We start from the raw sequence: 16363 nt of genomic DNA on the forward strand, positions 1-16363 counted from the left end.
CCGTTCCCCGCGCCCCTGAGTGGTCCACCCGGGGGCCCGAGCAAAGGTGCCGATTCCGTTCACGGCCCCGCGGTCTGAGCGCCCGCTTAGAAATGCGGCCCGAGTCACACCCCCCACCCGATGACCCACCCCATTACGTGCAGGTAACTTCCCAGTGAGTCATGACAGTCCAGCCTGCCCCTCGCCACTGGAGCGCCTGATGCCCGAAGCCGTGATCGTCTCCGCCGCCCGTACCCCGATCGGCCGCGCCTTCAAGGGCTCGCTGAAGGATCTGCGGCCGGACGACCTGACCGCGACCATCATCGAGGCCGCCCTGGCCAAGGTCCCCGAGCTCGACCCGAAGGACATCGACGACCTGATGCTGGGCTGTGGGCTGCCCGGCGGCGAGCAGGGCCACAACCTCGGCCGCATCGTCGCCGTGCAGATGGGCATGGACCACCTCCCGGGCTGCACCATCACCCGGTACTGCTCGTCCTCGCTGCAGACCTCCCGCATGGCCCTGCACGCCATCAAGGCGGGCGAGGGCGACGTCTTCATCTCCGCCGGCGTCGAGATGGTGTCGCGGAGCGTCAAGGGGACCAGCGACGGGCTTCCCGACACCCACAACCCCCTCTTCGCCGACGCGGAGGCCCGCACCGAGGCCGTCGCGAAGACCGAGGGCAGCACCTGGCACGACCCGCGCGAGGACGGTCTGATCCCGGACGCGTACATCGCGATGGGCCAGACCGCGGAGAACCTCGCCCGCGCCAAGGGCATCACCCGCAAGGACATGGACGAGTTCGGCGTCCGCTCGCAGAACCTCGCCGAGGAAGCCATCAAGAACGGCTTCTGGGAGCGGGAGATCACGCCGGTCACCACCCCGGACGGCACCGTCGTCAGCAAGGACGACGGGCCCCGCGCGGGCGTCACCATGGAGGGCGTCCAGGGCCTCAAGCCCGTCTTCCGCCCCGACGGCCTCGTCACCGCGGGCAACTGCTGCCCCCTGAACGACGGCGCCGCCGCCCTCGTGATCATGAGCGACACCAAGGCCCGCGAGCTCGGCCTGACCCCGCTCGCCCGCATCGTCTCCACCGGCGTCACCGGCCTCTCCCCCGAGATCATGGGCCTCGGCCCCGTGGAGGCGTCGAAGCAGGCCCTGTCCCGCGCCGGTCTCACCGTCGACGACATCGACCTCTTCGAGATCAACGAGGCCTTCGCCGCCCAGGTGATCCCCTCCTACCGCGAGCTGAACATCCCGCTCGACAAGCTCAACGTCAACGGCGGCGCCATCGCCGTCGGCCACCCCTTCGGCATGACCGGCGCCCGCATCACCGGCACGCTCATCAACAGCCTCCAGTTCCACGACAAGCAGTTCGGCCTGGAGACGATGTGCGTCGGCGGCGGCCAGGGCATGGCGATGGTCATCGAACGCCTCAGCTGAGTCGCCACTTTCGTCGACACACAGTTCCCACTGATGACTCTCAGTCCCTGCATCACTTCGTGACCCAATCTCCCCCAGGATGTGACCTATCTCCTGGGGGAGCCGTATAGGCGCAGCTCAGGGCCGGTCCGGGGGTAGCCACCGGGTCCAAAGGCCTGTCCAATTCGTGACGTAATGCACTGACAGGTGGATCGTGCAGGCTTCAAGCTGATGTAGGAAGTCGGGGGTCGACTTGAAACCGGGAGTACGTCAGTGAGCGCCTTGCCTCTTGCCCTGCTGCTCTCCACGGCCGCTGCCACGGCCGTGGGCGCCGCTGCCCTGCACGCGGTGCACGGCCTGCGGAAGCAGCTCGCCGAGATCACAGCCCTGCACGCCGAACTGGCCGACAGCCGTGCCGCGAGCGGTCCGCACCCCACGGTGCCGGCCGCCCGCACCACGGTGGACACCGACGAGATACGCGCGGCCGTGACCGAGGCCCTCGCCGAGGAGCGGGAGCGCGAGCTCGCCGAGGCCCGCGCCTTCTGGGCCGCCCAGGAGGCCCGCGAGGGCTCCGACGGACCGCTGCTCAGCGGGCTCTCCGACCTCTCCGGCCTGCCCGAGGGCATCGCCGACGAGCTGTTCCTGCCGCGCCAGGCGGACTTCGCGGGCCTTGAGGCCGAGAGTCTCGAACCGGTCACCGAGCCTTTCGCCGACCCGGTGGGCACCGACGAGTTCGCCGGGGACTCCCCGGAGCTTGCCGCCGCCCGGCGCCGTCACCCCTCGCACCCTGACTTCGTGCCGGTGCAGACGCCCGCGCCCGAGGGGCACGGCGACCACGAGCGCACGGTCGCGTGCCTGGAGGAGCTGGCCCAGGCCCGCACCGCCCTCGCCGACGTCCGCCCTGGCCCGCTGGGCACCCTGGACGTGTACGTCTTCGCGGACGGTACGACGCTGTGCATGACGCCCGGCCACCGCGAGACCGCGGAGCTCCTCGCGGCGGCCCTGCGCGAGGGTAAGACCCCGTTCCTGCTCGGCGGCTCCGGGATCTCCGGGGCGTACGCCCTGACCTTCGAGTGCGGCACCGAGAACATCTACATCCTGGCCGACCGCGTCATCGCGTCGGTCTGAGCACCTGTCTTTCGCGGACCCCGCAGACCCCGCAGACCCCGCAGACCCCGCGGCCGGCGCCTACACGCCGGCCCGCTTCTGCGCCTGGGCCACCAGTTCCAGCGCATGCGCCAGCTCCTGGGGGTCCGTCAGGACGAGGGCGAGATCGCGCCCCGCGACGGTGATCTGGTCGGCCGCGGCGAACATCCCCGCGTCCGGCATCTCCCGCGGCTCCGCGTCCGGCGTCTCGATGCGCTGTGCGCGCACCGCCAACTCCCTGGCCAGAGCGAGCGCTTCGGTCGCGGCCCCGCGCTGCAGGCGGCTCTGCGGCGCGGCCCGCAGACGGTCGGCGAAATGGTCCACTGCGGCTGTCAAAGGCGTCGTATCGAGCACCCCGCGACCCTATGTGCCTTTACGGGACTGTTGCCAACGCCCCGGCGCTCAGGCACGGTGGCGTGAAGGACGGAACACATCGCGACGCGTCCGGAGGCGCCGATGTCCCAAGTCTTCTCCGAGGAGACCCACCGCAACCTGCTCGCCCGAATCCCCCAATGCACCGGTCGTGAAGTGTCCGACTGGCTGCGCGCCGTGGACGAAGGCCCCTCTCTCTTCCGCTTCGAGGAGAAGGTCAGCTGGCTCCGCGCCGAGCACAACCTCGCGTACGGCCACGCGAAGGCGATCATCCACGAGTACGACCTCAGGCGGGCCGCTCGCAAACTGCTCTGAGTCCCCCATCCACACCCCTCACACGCAACACCCCTCACACGCACCTCCTCACGTACAAAGGCGAAGGGCCCGCGGACCGTCTCCGGTCCGCGGGCCCTTCGGCCGTCACTGATGCGAATCGACTCAGTCGTTGCCCGAGAAGATCGCGATCAGGCGCAGGAACTCCATGTAGATCCAGACGAGCGTCATCGTCAGACCGAACGCGGCGAGCCAGGCCTCTTCCTTCGGCGCGCCGTACGCGATGCCGTCCTCGACCTGCTTGAAGTCCAGGGCCAGGAAGCACGCGCCGAGCAGGATGCCGACGATGCCGAAGACGATGCCGAGGCCGCCGCTGCGGAAGCCGAGGCCGTCACCGCCGCCGAAGACCATGAACAGCAGGTTCACGGCGGTCAGCAGCAGGAAGCCCATCGCCGCGGCCATCACGAAGCCGTAGAAGCGGCGGTTGACGCGGATCCAGCCCGCCTTGTACGCCACGAGGACGCCGATGAAGACGGCCATCGTGCCAAGGACGGCCTGCATGGCCGCGCCGCTCGCGATGCGGTTGTCGACGACGCTGGAGACGACGCCGAGGAAGACACCCTCAAGGGCGGCGTACGTCACGATCAGCGCGGGCGAGGCCTTGCGCTTGAAGGCCTGCACGAGGCCGATGACCATCGCGATCAGACCGGCGCCCACGGCGATGCCGTACGACTTGCTGATGTTGGCGTCGTCCACCGGCAGCAGCGCCCAGGCGAGCGCGGCCGTGACCACGAGCGTGCCGAGCGTGGTCGCCGTACGCATGACGACGTCGTCCATCGTCATGCGGCCGGCGGTGGTCACCGGGGCCTGGGGCGCGCCGTACTGCACGTCCTGCTGGGCGTACGGGTTGGTGGCGTACGGGTTGCCCGGGGCCTGCTGGCCTCCGGCGTACGGATTGCCCTGCACGTACGGGTTGCCCTGCTGGGTCTGGGTCGCGGCTGCGGGTCCCCCGGCCTGCGGCTGCTGGCCGAAGCCCGCGTAGCCGTTGTCGCGGCTGAACCCCCGTCGCGAGAAGACCGGGTTACTGCTCCTCATTTCACTCCTCCATGGGCCACCGTGTGTGGCTTTGCCTCAAGAGTAATGCGTAGGCAAAAGGATGGACCTAGTGCTTGGGGAGGATCTTTCCCCCTCCGTGACCGAGAACGCGTGGCATCGCCCGCACTGTTCCCGGATCGGAACCGTTCCCCCGCACGAGTGCCACCAGTGAGATCGCGACGGCGCCGAGGACCGCGGCGACCGCGAAGGTGGTGAAGCCGAGCGAGGCGTTGCCGTCCTCGACCACCGCCCCGCCCAGCCAGGGCCCCACCACCGCCCCGGTGCGCCCGACGCCCGCGACCCAGCCGAGCGCTGTGGCGCGCTGCGCCTGCGGATAGAGCGAGGGAGCGGCCGCGTACACCATGACCTGCGCGGAGAAGAGCCAGATGCCGGTGACGAAGACGACGCCGTAGGCGACACCGAGGGGCAGCTGGGCCTTGAGCAGGAAGGCGCCGCACGCGGTGAGCAGGAACCAGATCGCGGAGACCTTGAACGGCCCGAAGCGGTCGGCGGTGCGCCCGGCGGCCAGCAGGCCGACGATGCCGCCCGCGTTGATCACCATGAGGAAGGTGACGGAGGAGGAGAGGGAGTAGCCGGAGGCGCGCATGAGCTCCGGGAGCCAGGTGGAGACGCCGTACACCAGGAGCAGCCCGGCGAAGGAGGCGAGCCACAGGAGCGGGGTCGCGAGGCGGCGGCCCGGGGTGAAGAGCGCGGCGACGGCCGTGACGCTGCCCCGTACCCCGGCCCCGGGGGCTTCGGCGGGGCTCGGGACCGGCAGCCGGTAGCGCTCGGCGACCGCCGCCGCCTCCCGGCCCCGTCCCTTGGCGAGCAGGACGCCCGGCGACTCGGGCAGCCACTTCCACACCAGCGGCACGGCGACGAGGGCGGGGACCACGCCGGTCCAGAAGACGACGCGCCAGCCGTGGTCGGGGCCGAGCGCGAGCCCGAGGCCCGTCGCCGTCATGCCGCCCGCGTGGTACGAGGTCATCATGAGGCCGGTGGCGAGCGCGGCCCTGCGCGGCGGCGCGAACTCGGCGACCATCGCGAGCCCGATCGGCATGAGCCCGCCGAGTCCGAGCCCGGAGACGAACCGCCCGGCGCCGAAGGCCGCGGCGCTCGGCGCGAGCGCGCAGAGCGCGGAGCCCAGCGAGAAGAGGACGACGCTGCCCGCCACCATCGGCTTGCGTCCGGCCCAGTCGGTGAGGGTGCCGCAGCCGAGGGCGCCGATGAGCATGCCGAAGGTGGTCCAGGAGCCGATGGTGCCCGCGGTGGAGGCGGTGAAGCCGAGGTCGGGGTCGTCGACGAGGTGCGGGAGCACTGCGCCGTAGATGTTGACGTCCATGCCGTCGAAGAAGACGACCAGCCAGCACAGGGCGATGACGGGCGCGACGGATCGGAAGGTGCGCTCGGGAGGGTTCACGGGGGGGCTCTTCCTTGTGGTCCGGTCGTGGTCCTCTGTGGTTCGGGGGTGGTTCTCCGTGGTGCGGGCGGGGTGCGGGCGCGGTTCTCAGTGGTCCAGGGGGAAGCCGGTGTAGGCCTCCGCGAGGTCGGTCTCTGCGGAGCGCGCGGTGGTGATCCGGTCGAGCCCCGCGATCTTGAGGCGGTCGTCGAAGGGGGTGGCGTCGGGGGCGCGGTGGAGCAGCGACGTCATCGCGCAGGAGAAGCGCTCGGCCTGCCAGACGCGGCGCAGGCAGGTCTCGGAGTACGCGTCGAGGCGGCTCGGGTCGCCCTTGTCGCGGTACCGGATCAGCGCGCGGGCGAACGTGACGACGTCGCCGACCGCGAGGTTCAGGCCCTTCGCGCCGGTCGGCGGGACGATGTGCGCGGCGTCCCCGGCGAGGAAGAGCCTGCCGTGCCGCATGGGTTCGTGGACGTAGCTGCGCATGGGCGTGACGGAGACGGCGGTCACGGGCCCGCGCCGCAGCGTCCAGGCCGGGTCGTCGGTCTCCAGGCGGCGGTCGAGCTCGTCCCAGATCCGGTCGTGGGTCCAGTCCGTCGCCACCGTGTCGCCCGGAACCTGCAAGTACGCGCGCGTGACGGTCGGCGAGCGCATGGAGAGGAGGGCGAAGCCGCGGTCGTGGCGGGCGTAGACCAGCTCGTCGTGGGAGGGCGGTACGTCGGCGAGGATGCCGAGCCAGCCGTAGGGGTACGTGCGCTCGAAGGTCCTGGAGAGCCCTTCGGGCACGGCGCGGCGGGCCACGCCCCAGTGGCCGTCGCAGCCCACCACGTAGTCGCATGCCAGGGTCTGCTCGCGCCCCTCGTGCCGGTAGCGCACGCGCGGGCTCCCGGTGTCGGCGCCCGTCACCTCCAGCGCCTCCGCCCCGAAGAGCAGCGGCCCGCCGTCGTCCAGCTGAAGGGCGATCAGGTCCTTGCAGACCTCGGTCTGCGCGTAGACCATGACGGATTTGCCGCCGGTCAGCGCCGGGAAGTCGACGCGGTGCCTGCGCCGGTCGAAGCGCAGCTCGATGCCGTTGTGCGCCAGGCCCTCGCGGTCCATGCGGGCCGCCGCTCCCGCCTCGCGCAGGACGTCGACGGTGCCCTGCTCCAGGATCCCGGCGCGCTGGCGCTGTTCCACGTAGGCGCGGTCGCGGCTCTCCAGGACGACGGAGTCGATGCCTGCGTTGTGCAGCAGGCGGGCGAGGAGCAGCCCGGCCGGTCCGGCTCCGATGATCCCGACGGTGGTGCGCCTCACTCGCCCGATCCCCTCTACCCTTGTTCGCCTGGTGAACTTTCGTTCATAATGTGCTGCCGGGAGTCTCGGGCCGCGACTCCGCGCTGTCAACGGTCGTGCGGCACCTGATGCGAGGAGCGGCGCCGTGTCCGAAGAGTCCGTACGTCCCCTGGAGCGCGGTCTCGCCGTGTTGCGGGCCCTCGCGCCGCCGGGTCCCGGGCGAATGCGCGCGAGCGACCTCGTGCGCGCGACGGGCCTGGCCCGCTCGACGGTCGACCGGGTCGTGGCGACGCTGGAGCGCCTCGGCTATGTCCGCGTCCGCGGCCAGGAGCTCCATCTCGCCCCCCGCCTCATGGAGCTCGGCAACGCCTACCTCGCAGCCAGCGGCCTGACCGGCGAGGTCGCGGCGCGCACCGCCCGGCTCGCGGACGAGCTCGACGAGTCGGTGTCCCTCGCGGTGCCCGACGGCGACGGGGTGCGCTTCGTGACGCAGGCCGCGCGGCGCCGCGCGATGTCGGTCGCCTTCCGCATCGGCGACCTGCTGCCGCCCGAGCGGTGCGCGCCCGGCGCGCTGTTCGCGGACGCGTGGGACGAGGAGCGGTGGGCGGCGTGGCGGGCCCGCGCCGCGGCCGGGCCCGCGGAGGACGCCTTCCCCGCACTGCCGCCGGGGCCCGCGCCGAGGGGCCTGCCGGATCTCGCCGCCCGGGTGGCACGCTCCCGCGAGACGGGCTGGGCCCTGGACGACCAGTTGATCGAGCCGGGGCTGATCGCGGTGGCGGTCCCGGTGCGCGACGCCTCGGGCCGGATCCGATACGCCCTCTCGGCGGTGAGCCACACCAGCAGACACACGGCGGAGGGCCTCGCCGACGCGGTACTGCCGCGACTGCGCGCGGAGGCGGAGCGGCTGGCGGTGCTGGGGGAGGCGGGGGGCGCGGACCTGGGCGCGGGCGCGGGCACTGCCACCGACAGCACCACCGCCACCGCCAGCACCAGCACCACCCTCGCCGCCAAGGCCGACCTGGGCGCCAAGGCCGACCTGGGCGCCGGGTTCCTGCAGTCGCTCGCCCGCGGCCTCACCGTGCTGCGCGCCCTCGGCGAGGCCAGGGGCGACGGCCTGCCGCTCACCGCGCTCGCGGCGGCCACGGGGTTGCCGAGGGCCACCGCGCGGCGCTGTCTGCGCACCCTGGAGCTGGCCGGATACGCGGCCCACGACGGGCGCCTGTACCGCCCGCTCCCCCGCATCCTGGAGCTGGGCCACGCCGCCCTGTCCCGGCTCACCTTCGCCGAGCTCGCCGAGCCGCATCTGCGCGACCTGACGGACCGGGTGCGCCAGTCGGCTTCCGTCACGGTCCTGGACGGGACGGACATCCTGTACGTCGCGCGGGCGGCGTCGGTGCGGGTCATGAGCGTGCACATCACGGTCGGCACCCGCTTCCCCGCGTACGCCACCGCCATGGGCCGGGTCCTCCTCGCCGGGCTCCCGGAAGCGGAACGCGCCCGGCTCCTGCGGGCCGCACCGCCGCGCGCCCTCACCGCGCGGACTCTGACGGACCCCGGCGAGCTCGCCCGGCTCCTCGGCCGGGTCGCCGCCGAGGGCCACGCCACCGCCGACGAGGAGCTGGAGGAGGGCCTGCGCTCGGTCGCCGTGCCGGTGCGGGACGCGCGGGGAAGGGTCGTCGCGGCACTGAACGTCGCGCAGCACGCCGGCGCGGGCCCCCTGGCCGCGACGCGCGACGCCCTGCTCCCCGCGCTGCGCGAGACCGCGGCGGCGATCGAGGCCGATCTGCACACGGCGGCCCGCTTCAACAGCGTGCGGATGCTTTAGGAGAACCCGCCAACGGGGTTGCGCGGCAAGGGAACTGACGCAGCGGAAGTGCCCGGAGCCGGACTCGAACCGGCACGCCCCCGAGGGGCAGCGAGGTTTAAGCTCGCCGTGTCTGCATTCCACCATCCGGGCAGGCCATGGGCTCCGCGTCGAGGCTTCGACCCTATCGGGAGGCGTCCCTCGAACAGCGGAGGGACGGACCGATGTTGTCTTATTTTATTGACGTCTGAGGGTGCATCAGTCCTCGGCACAGTCCATCGGTACTTGCCGGAGGCCTTTCCCCGGCCCCGGCCGGTCTCGTGGGCCTCTGCACGGAATGACGGAATTTAGCCGCCCTGACGTTCCCGTCCCCGCTTTCACCCCCTTTCCGCATCGGGGACACCTGTCATCCCCAGGTATGACAGGACGTCCTCAAGTCCGACTGGAGAGGGCCCCCGGAACCGGATCAGCGGGTGACTTCAGGGCGCTGATCGGCCAGGACGATGGAGTACGTCCCCACTCGTCGTACCGACAGGAGCACCGCCCCGTGACCACCACCCCCTTCGCCACCCGCGCCACCTCCGTGGCGGCGCGTGCCACGGATCTCTCCAAGGTGTACGGACAGGGCGAGACCCAGGTGGTCGCCCTGGACCGGGTGTCCGTCGACTTCGGGCAGGGCGAGTTCACCGCGATCATGGGTCCCTCGGGCTCCGGCAAGTCGACCCTGATGCACTGCGTCGCGGGTCTGGACTCCTTCAGCTCCGGCTCCGTACGCATAGGCGACACGGAGCTGTCCACGCTCAAGGACAAGCAGCTCACCAAGCTCCGCCGGGACAAGATCGGCTTCATCTTCCAGGCGTTCAACCTGCTGCCGACCCTGACGGCCCTGGAGAACATCACGCTGCCGATGGACATCGCGGGCCGCAAGCCGAACAAGCAGTGGGTCGAGCAGGTCATCGAGATGGTCGGCCTCTCCGGGCGCCTCAGCCACCGGCCCACCGAGCTCTCCGGCGGCCAGCAGCAGCGCGTCGCCGTGGCCCGCGCGCTCGCCTCCCAGCCGGAGATCATCTTCGGTGACGAGCCGACCGGAAACCTCGACTCGCGCTCGGGCGCCGAGGTCCTCGGCTTCCTGCGCAACTCCGTGCGCGACCTCGGCCAGACCGTCGTGATGGTCACCCACGACCCGGTGGCCGCCTCGTACGCGGACCGCGTGATCTTCCTCGCGGACGGGCGGGTCGTCGACGAGATGCACGGTCCCACGGCGGACGGGGTGCTCGACCGGATGAAGCACTTCGACGCGAAGGGTCGGACCAGCTAGTTCGTGGCTCGGCCTCGGGTGGTCCCCCACCGCCGTCGAGGCCCGGCATCCGTCGGGGCTGCGGGCCGTTCGTGGCTTGTCGCAGTTCCCCGCGCCCCTGGGAGGCCCCTGCGGGGCTCCCCCCTCTCACTTGACCCAGGACTCACACCCATGTTCCGTACCGCCCTGCGCAACGTAATGGCGCACAAAGCGCGGCTGCTGATGACCGTGCTCGCCGTCATGCTCGGCGTCGCCTTCGTCTCCGGCACCCTGGTCTTCACCGACACCTTCGGCAACGCCTACAAGAACAAGTCGGCGAAGAGCTTCGACCACGTCTCCGTGGCCGTCCAGTCAGACGGCAGCTCCTCGGACGAAGGCAGCTCCTCGGACGAAGGCGGCGAGCAGCGCTCCAGGCTCACCGACTCCCTCCTCAAGAAGACCCGGGAGCTGCCCGGCGCGGACTCCGCCATCGGGTCCGTCTCCGGCTTCACCGCCCTCGCCGACAAGGACGGCAAGCTGGTCGGCGGCGAGTGGGGCACCACCGGCACCAACTACTACCCGGGCAAGGACGGCAAGGACCCGCGCTACGCCTTCACCGCGGGCGCCGCCCCGAAGTCCGGCGGCGAGATCGCCCTGGACAGCAGGACCGCCGAGCGCACCGGCTTCACAGTGGGCGACAGCGTCCGCTACTCCACCGACGGACCGGTGCGTACCGCCAAGGTCAGCGGCGTCTTCGACACCGACGACGGCAGCGTGGTCGCGGGCGGCAGCATGGTGGTCTTCGACAACAAGACCGCGTTCAAGGCGCTCAACAAGTCCGGTTACGACGAGATCGACGTGAAGGCGGCCGCCGGCACCTCCGAGGCGGCCCTGAAGAGCGCGGTCGAGAAGATCTCGCCGAAGGACTCCTCGCTGATGACGGGCGGCGAGCTCAAGTCGCAGCAGGACGACATGATCGAGCGCGGGACCAGCTCGATGAGCCAGGTCCTGCTGATCTTCGCCGGCATCGCACTCTTCGTCGGCATCTTCATCATCGCCAACACCTTCACCATGCTGGTCGCCCAGCGCACCAAGGAACTGGCCCTGATGCGGGCCGTCGGCGCCTCGCGCAGGCAGGTGACGCGCTCCGTGCTCATCGAGGCGTTCCTCGTCGGTCTGGTCGCCGCCGTGGCGGGCTTCGCGCTCGGCATCGGCGTGGCCGTGGGCCTGGAGGCCCTGATGAACTCCGGCGGCGCCTCGCTGCCCGACGGACCGCTCGTCATCGGCCCGACGACCGTGCTCGCCGCGCTCCTGATCGGTGTGGTCGTGACCATGCTGGCCGCCTGGCTGCCGGGCCGCCGCGCCGCCAGGATCCCGCCGGTCGCCGCCATGAACAGCGTTCACGCGACGCCGACGACGCGCGGCCTGGTCATCCGCAACACCATCGGTTCGGTCATCGTCGCCCTCGGCATGGTGCTGTTCTTCAACGACGACAACTACGTGATGGCCGGGGGCGCGGGCGTCATCCTCGTCGGCGTCATCGTCCTCACCCCGCTGCTGTCCCGCCCGTTCATCGCCGCCTCCGCGCCGCTCCTGAAGACGTTCGGCGTCACCGGCAAGCTGTCCCGCCTCAACTCGGTCCGCAACCCGCGCCGCACCGCCTCCACCGCCTCCGCCCTGATGATCGGCCTCACCCTCATCACGGCGATGACGGTCATCGCGACCTCCATGAGCAGCGCCATCAACAAGATGGCGGCCGGTTACCTGAAGGCCGACTACAGCGTCTCGATGGCGAACTTCGAGTCGCTGACCCCCGAGGTCCGCGGGAAGCTGGACAAGCTCCCCGAGGTCGAGGCGACCACCCCGCTGCGCACCGCGGACGGCGAGGTCGACGGCAGCTGGTCCACCGTCTCCGGCGTCGACCCGAAGACCTTCGGCAAGCTGGTCGGTCCGGACTTCACCAGCGGCTCGGTGGACGGCCTCGCGGCCGGCGGCGCGCTCATCGACGAGGACGCCGCCAAGGACAAGGGCCTGAAGGCGGGCGACACCTTCCCGCTGAAGTTCGACGCCGACCACAAGACGGTCAAGCTGAAGGTCGCCGGGGTCTACGAGGGCAACGAGATGCTCAGCGGCGTCGTCGCGCCCACCTCCGTCGTCGACCCGCACCTCGACAAGGTCGTCGACAAGCAGGTGCTCGTGAAGATGAAGGACGGCACCTCCGACAAGGCCGAGAACGCCATCATCGACGCCCTGGGCGACAACCCCGCCATCACCGTCCAGGACAAGGCCGCGATCAGCAACCAGGTCGCGGGCGGCATCAACATGATCCTCAACATGCTGTACGGCCTCCTGGGGATGGCCATCCTGATCGCGGTGCTCGGTGTCATCAACACCCTGGCCATGTCGGTCTTCGAGCGGAAGCACGAGATCGGCATGTTGCGGGCCATCGGCCTCGACCGCGCGAAGGTCAAGCAGATGGTGCGCCTCGAAGCGGTCATCATCTCGCTGTTCGGCGCGGTGCTCGGCATCGGTCTCGGCGTCTTCATGGGCTGGGCCGTGGGCACCAGCATCCGCGACTCGATGACGACGTACGCCATGGAGGTCCCGTACGCCCGCATCGCGCTCTTCCTGGCCCTCGCGGCCCTGGTCGGCGTCCTCGCGGCGATGTGGCCGGCCCGCAGCGCGGCGCGGCTGAATCCGCTGATGGCCATCAAGAGCGAGTAGCGCTCCCGCTAGGGGGGACCGTTCTTGGGCCCTGGACGAGGAAACTCGTCCAGGGCCCTTCGGGTGTCCGGCGTATCGCCGCTGCGCGGCTCGTCCTCAAACGCCGGACGGGCTGGAACCACTCGCCGGGCCTGCTGGTTGCTATCGCCAGGATCTGGCACGCAGCGGCATCTCCGAAGCCCCCTCCTCCGGCGTCTTCACCGCAAGGACCTGGTTCACGCCGATGCGGTTGCGTTCGAAGGCCAGGGCGGATGCTGCCATGTAGAGACGCCAGATGCGGGCGCGGCCCGGTGAGGTGAGGCGCTGGCCCTCGGCCCAGTGCGCCTCCAGGTTCGCGACCCAGCGGCGCAGCGTGAGGGCGTAGTGCTCGCGGATGGCCTCCAGGTCGCGGACCTCGAAACCTGCCCGCTCCAGGAGCGCGACCGTGCTGCCCACGGGCGCGAGCTCCCCGTCGGGGAAGACGTACGCGTCGATGAACTCGTCCACGCTGTACGCGGACTCGTCCGCCTGCGGGCGCCGTGCGATCTGGTGGTTGAGCAGCCGTCCGCCGGGCTTGAGGAGGGCGTACAGGTCGTGCGCGTACTCCAGGTAGCGTTCGGCGCCGACGTGTTCGGCCATGCCGATGGAGCTGATGGCGTCGTAGGGCCCGTCGCGCACGTCGCGGTAGTCCTGTACGCGGATCTCGATGCGGTCCGTCAGCCCCTCCTCGGCGATCCGCTTCCTGGCGTAGGCGGCCTGCTCCTGCGAGAGGGTCACGCCGACGACACTGACGCCGTGCTCGCGGGCCGCGTGGATCGCCATGGAGCCCCAGCCGCAGCCGACGTCGAGCAGGCGCATGCCGGGTTTGAGGGCGAGCTTGCGCGCCACGAGTTCGAGCTTGTCGCGCTGGGCGCCCTCCAAGGTGCTCTCGGGCGACTCCCAGTACGCGCAGGAGTAGACCATCGAGGGGCCGAGGACCAGCTCGTAGAAGTCGTTGCCGACGTCGTAGTGGTGGCTGATGGCCTGCCGGTCGCTGCCCTTGGTGTGCCGGTGGAGCCTGCCGTGCCTGCGCATCTCCTCGGGCGGCGGGGACGGCGGCAGGAAGGGCGCGGAGAGGGCGAACAGGGAGCGGGCGGCGGCGCGGACCTTCGGATCGCGCAGCGACTCCCGCAGGCCCCTGGCGTCGTCGCCCCGCTCCCAGATGAACTCCGCCATCAGGTCGAGGGCCGCGTACAGATCGCCGTCGACGTCCAGGTCGCCGGCCACCCAGGCGCGGGCCAGGCCCAGCTCGCCCGGCTTCCAGAGCAGATGTCTCAGGGCCCGGCGGCTCCGCACGACGAGGACGGGGGCGCCCGGCGGGCCCGCCTCCGACCCGTCCCAGGCGCGGATACGCACGGGCAGCGGGGCTCCGATGAGCTGCTCGGCGAGATTCTTCAGCCGCAGTGCGGCGTCCTGCATGACGCACACCTCCGAATGGGCCTCCTTCGCCCCGACGGAGTCGGAGTTCGGGCAGGCGGGTCCCGGGGACGGTCCAACACCACGTAAACACCAAAGGCCCCCGGGCGCAGTCCCGTTGCGGCGTCACGGTACGGCAAAATAGATGCCCATCCCATCTACCTGCCTCCGGCCCTCGACTCCCGGGCGCGGCTGCCGGGCGCGGCCTCCGTCCACGGCCCTCCCCCTCCGGGTACGCCGAAGGGGGCCGCCCGCACCACGGATGGCGGGCGGCCCCCTTCGGGGTGGATCAGCGACGCGGGGTCAGGAGGCCTTGGCCTTCTCCTCGGCCTTGACCGCCGGGGCGGGCTCGGCCGCGGCCTGCGGCTTCGGGGCGGGCTTGGCCGCCTCGTAGAACTCCTCGCGCGGCGTCTCCATGGCGCCGAGCGAGACGACCTCGCGCTTGAGGAACATGCCGAGCGTCCAGTCCGCGAAGACGCGGATCTTGCGGTTGAACGTCGGCATCGCCATGCCGTGGTACGCGCGGTGCATGTACCAGGCGAGACGGCCCTTGAGCTTGATCTTCATCTTGCCCATGACGATCATCGCGACGCCCTTGTGCAGGCCGAGGCCGGCGACCGCACCCTTGTTGGCGTGGCTGTACTCCTTCTGCGGGAAGCCCCGCATGCCGGAGATCACGTTGTCGCCGAGGACCTTGGCCTGGCGCAGCGCGTGCTGGGCGTTCGGCGGGCACCAGGCGTTCTCGTTGCCGGCCTTGCGGCCGACCACGTCCGGCACCTGGGCGTTGTCGCCCGCGGCCCAGATGTAGTCAGTGCCCTGCACCTGGAGCGTCGTCTGGGTGTCCACGTGGCCGCGCGGGCCGAGCGGCAGACCGAAGCGGGACAGCGCCGGGTTCGGCTTGACGCCCGCGGTCCACACGATCGTGTTGGAGTCGACCTCGAGGCCGTTGTTGAGGACCACGTGGCCGTCCACGCAGGAGTCCATGCCGGTCTTCAGGTAGACCTCGACGCCGCGGCCTTCGAGGTGCTCCTTGCCGTAGGCACCGAGCTTCGGGCCGACCTCGGGGAGGATCTTGTCGGCGACGTCGACCAGCACGAAGCGCATGTCCTCGCGCTTCACGTTGTTGTAGTACTTGGCCGCGTCGCGGGCCATGTCCTCGACCTCACCGATGGTCTCCGCACCCGCGAAGCCACCGCCGACGAAGACGAAGGTCAACGCCTTGCGGCGGACCTCCTCGTCTGTCGTGGAGTCGGCCTTGTCCAGCTGCTCGAGGACGTGGTTGCGCAGGCCGATGGCCTCCTCGATGCCCTTCATGCCGATGCCCTGCTCGGCGAGGCCGGGGATCGGGAAGGTGCGGGAGACCGCGCCCATCGCGATGACGAGGTAGTCGAAGGGCAGCTCGTACGCCTCGCCGACGAGCGGCGCGATCGTGGCCACCTTGCGGTCCTGGTCGATGGTGGTGACCCGGCCGGTGAGGACCTCGGCCCTCGGCAGTACGCGTCGCAGCGGTACGACGACATGCCGAGGCGAGATGCTGCCTGCGGCGGCTTCGGGGAGGAAAGGCTGGTAGGTCATGTACGACCGGGGGTCGACGACCGTGACGGTCGCCTCTCCGAAGCGCATCTTCTTGAGAATGCGCCGAGCTGCGTACAGGCCTACGTACCCACCGCCTACTACGAGGATCCTGGGACGCTCCGTGGTGCTCATGCCATCGAGTATCCACCCGCCGGACGGGGGTTGCTCGTGCGCCCCTTCACAAGCATGCACAGACCCTCTGCTACACTTCGCCGCCCACGTGACGGAGGTCATGGCGCCGCGAGGGAACCACGTCGCCTCGCGAGTCGTTGTCCACCCCTTGTGAGCTGTGCTCCGAGGCTCCGGCCCGGACTGGACCAACGCCCGGCGCCCCGCCCGGTTCCCACCCGCGAAGCCGTCCGGCCACGCGCTCCGGGACCCCTCGGAGCCCCGCTCGGACGCCCATCGCCCCTGAACCTCGCCCAACAGGGCCGTTTTCCTTGTGAAGAACTTCACGAACTTTCCCGACGGAGTGTCGCCGGAGCGCCTCTGGACCCCTCTGGCGACCGCTCAGACGGTACAGGGCCTGCTCAGGCGCACACCTGAGCACCGGTCGAGCCAGGCCCTGGGGCAAGAGGACTTCCTCGACCCCAC

At 70.8% G+C, this 16363-nt stretch carries 12 protein-coding genes and 1 tRNA gene; 6 read left to right on the forward strand and 7 right to left on the reverse strand.

Annotated elements, in window-relative coordinates; all coding sequences use genetic code 11:
* Positions 1 to 199: 199 nt before the first annotated feature.
* Both AC07DI_RS05675 and AC07DI_RS05680 read left to right on the forward strand, forming a co-directional pair.
* Entirely contained in the window at positions 200 to 1420 is a 1221-nt protein-coding gene (locus tag AC07DI_RS05675) for an acetyl-CoA C-acetyltransferase (RefSeq protein ID WP_384255538.1), read from the forward strand.
* A gap of 252 nt (positions 1421 to 1672) precedes the next feature.
* Positions 1673 to 2527, forward strand: coding sequence for a hypothetical protein (locus AC07DI_RS05680; RefSeq protein WP_478902411.1), 855 nt, complete (start codon positions 1673 to 1675; stop codon positions 2525 to 2527).
* A 60-nt stretch (positions 2528 to 2587) separates the two neighbouring features.
* Here the strand turns inward: AC07DI_RS05680 and AC07DI_RS05685 are convergent, their stop codons facing one another.
* Positions 2588 to 2899, reverse strand: coding sequence for a hypothetical protein (locus AC07DI_RS05685; RefSeq protein WP_384255533.1), 312 nt, complete (start codon positions 2897 to 2899; stop codon positions 2588 to 2590).
* 102 nt (positions 2900 to 3001) lie between these two features.
* Between AC07DI_RS05685 and AC07DI_RS05690 the strand changes: the two genes are divergently transcribed.
* On the forward strand, positions 3002 to 3232 hold the full coding sequence (locus AC07DI_RS05690; protein WP_355807324.1) for a DUF4287 domain-containing protein: 231 nt from the start codon (positions 3002 to 3004) through the stop codon (positions 3230 to 3232).
* Positions 3233 to 3355: 123 nt separating this feature from the next.
* Here the strand turns inward: AC07DI_RS05690 and AC07DI_RS05695 are convergent, their stop codons facing one another.
* The 3 genes from AC07DI_RS05695 to AC07DI_RS05705 all read right to left on the reverse strand — a co-directional run bounded on the left by AC07DI_RS05695 (position 3356) and on the right by AC07DI_RS05705 (position 6977).
* On the reverse strand, positions 3356 to 4285 hold the full coding sequence (locus tag AC07DI_RS05695) for a Bax inhibitor-1/YccA family protein (RefSeq protein ID WP_478902413.1): 930 nt from the start codon (positions 4283 to 4285) through the stop codon (positions 3356 to 3358).
* Between the two features lie 67 nt (positions 4286 to 4352).
* Positions 4353 to 5705, reverse strand: coding sequence for an MFS transporter (locus AC07DI_RS05700; RefSeq protein WP_478902415.1), 1353 nt, complete (start codon positions 5703 to 5705; stop codon positions 4353 to 4355).
* A gap of 87 nt (positions 5706 to 5792) precedes the next feature.
* Positions 5793 to 6977, reverse strand: coding sequence for a 4-hydroxybenzoate 3-monooxygenase (locus tag AC07DI_RS05705; RefSeq protein WP_478902416.1), 1185 nt, complete (start codon positions 6975 to 6977; stop codon positions 5793 to 5795).
* Positions 6978 to 7101: 124 nt separating this feature from the next.
* Between AC07DI_RS05705 and AC07DI_RS05710 the strand changes: the two genes are divergently transcribed.
* A complete protein-coding gene (locus AC07DI_RS05710) occupies positions 7102 to 8781 on the forward strand; it encodes an IclR family transcriptional regulator domain-containing protein (protein WP_478902418.1) in 1680 nt (559 codons plus the stop codon).
* A gap of 49 nt (positions 8782 to 8830) precedes the next feature.
* On the opposite strand, the gene AC07DI_RS05715 is transcribed toward AC07DI_RS05710, so the two are convergent.
* Positions 8831 to 8913: transfer RNA gene (locus tag AC07DI_RS05715), tRNA-Leu, on the reverse strand.
* A 394-nt stretch (positions 8914 to 9307) separates the two neighbouring features.
* On the opposite strand from AC07DI_RS05715, the gene AC07DI_RS05720 reads away from it, so the two are divergent.
* On the forward strand, positions 9308 to 10078 hold the full coding sequence (locus tag AC07DI_RS05720) for an ABC transporter ATP-binding protein (protein WP_384255521.1): 771 nt from the start codon (positions 9308 to 9310) through the stop codon (positions 10076 to 10078).
* A gap of 150 nt (positions 10079 to 10228) precedes the next feature.
* Positions 10229 to 12760 (forward strand): ABC transporter permease, encoded by a 2532-nt coding sequence (locus AC07DI_RS05725; protein ID WP_478902420.1) that lies wholly within the window; start codon positions 10229 to 10231, stop codon positions 12758 to 12760.
* 141 nt (positions 12761 to 12901) lie between these two features.
* Here AC07DI_RS05725 and AC07DI_RS05730 read toward each other — a convergent pair whose 3' ends face one another.
* Together AC07DI_RS05730 and AC07DI_RS05735 are read right to left on the reverse strand one after the other, a co-directional pair.
* On the reverse strand, positions 12902 to 14197 hold the full coding sequence (locus AC07DI_RS05730; protein ID WP_478902422.1) for a class I SAM-dependent methyltransferase: 1296 nt from the start codon (positions 14195 to 14197) through the stop codon (positions 12902 to 12904).
* Positions 14198 to 14497: 300 nt separating this feature from the next.
* Positions 14498 to 15901 carry an NAD(P)/FAD-dependent oxidoreductase gene (locus AC07DI_RS05735; protein WP_384255514.1) on the reverse strand — a complete coding sequence of 468 codons (1404 nt, stop codon included), beginning with the start codon at positions 15899 to 15901 and terminating at the stop codon, positions 14498 to 14500.
* Between the last annotated feature and the right edge of the window lie 462 nt (positions 15902 to 16363).

The organism is Streptomyces sp. NPDC044106, from assembly GCF_056433985.1.

Excerpts from the sequence above, each read along its gene's own strand:
- AC07DI_RS05675 (WP_384255538.1), top strand. The coding sequence starts at position 200 with ATGCCCGAAGCCGTGATCGTCTCCGCCGCCCGTACCCCGATCGGCCGC.
- AC07DI_RS05690 (WP_355807324.1), top strand. The coding sequence starts at position 3,002 with ATGTCCCAAGTCTTCTCCGAGGAGACCCACCGCAACCTGCTCGCCCGA.
- AC07DI_RS05695 (WP_478902413.1), bottom strand. The coding sequence starts at position 4,285 with ATGAGGAGCAGTAACCCGGTCTTCTCGCGACGGGGGTTCAGCCGCGAC.
- AC07DI_RS05725 (WP_478902420.1), top strand. The coding sequence starts at position 10,229 with ATGTTCCGTACCGCCCTGCGCAACGTAATGGCGCACAAAGCGCGGCTG.
- AC07DI_RS05730 (WP_478902422.1), bottom strand. The coding sequence starts at position 14,197 with ATGCAGGACGCCGCACTGCGGCTGAAGAATCTCGCCGAGCAGCTCATC.
- AC07DI_RS05735 (WP_384255514.1), bottom strand. The coding sequence starts at position 15,901 with ATGAGCACCACGGAGCGTCCCAGGATCCTCGTAGTAGGCGGTGGGTAC.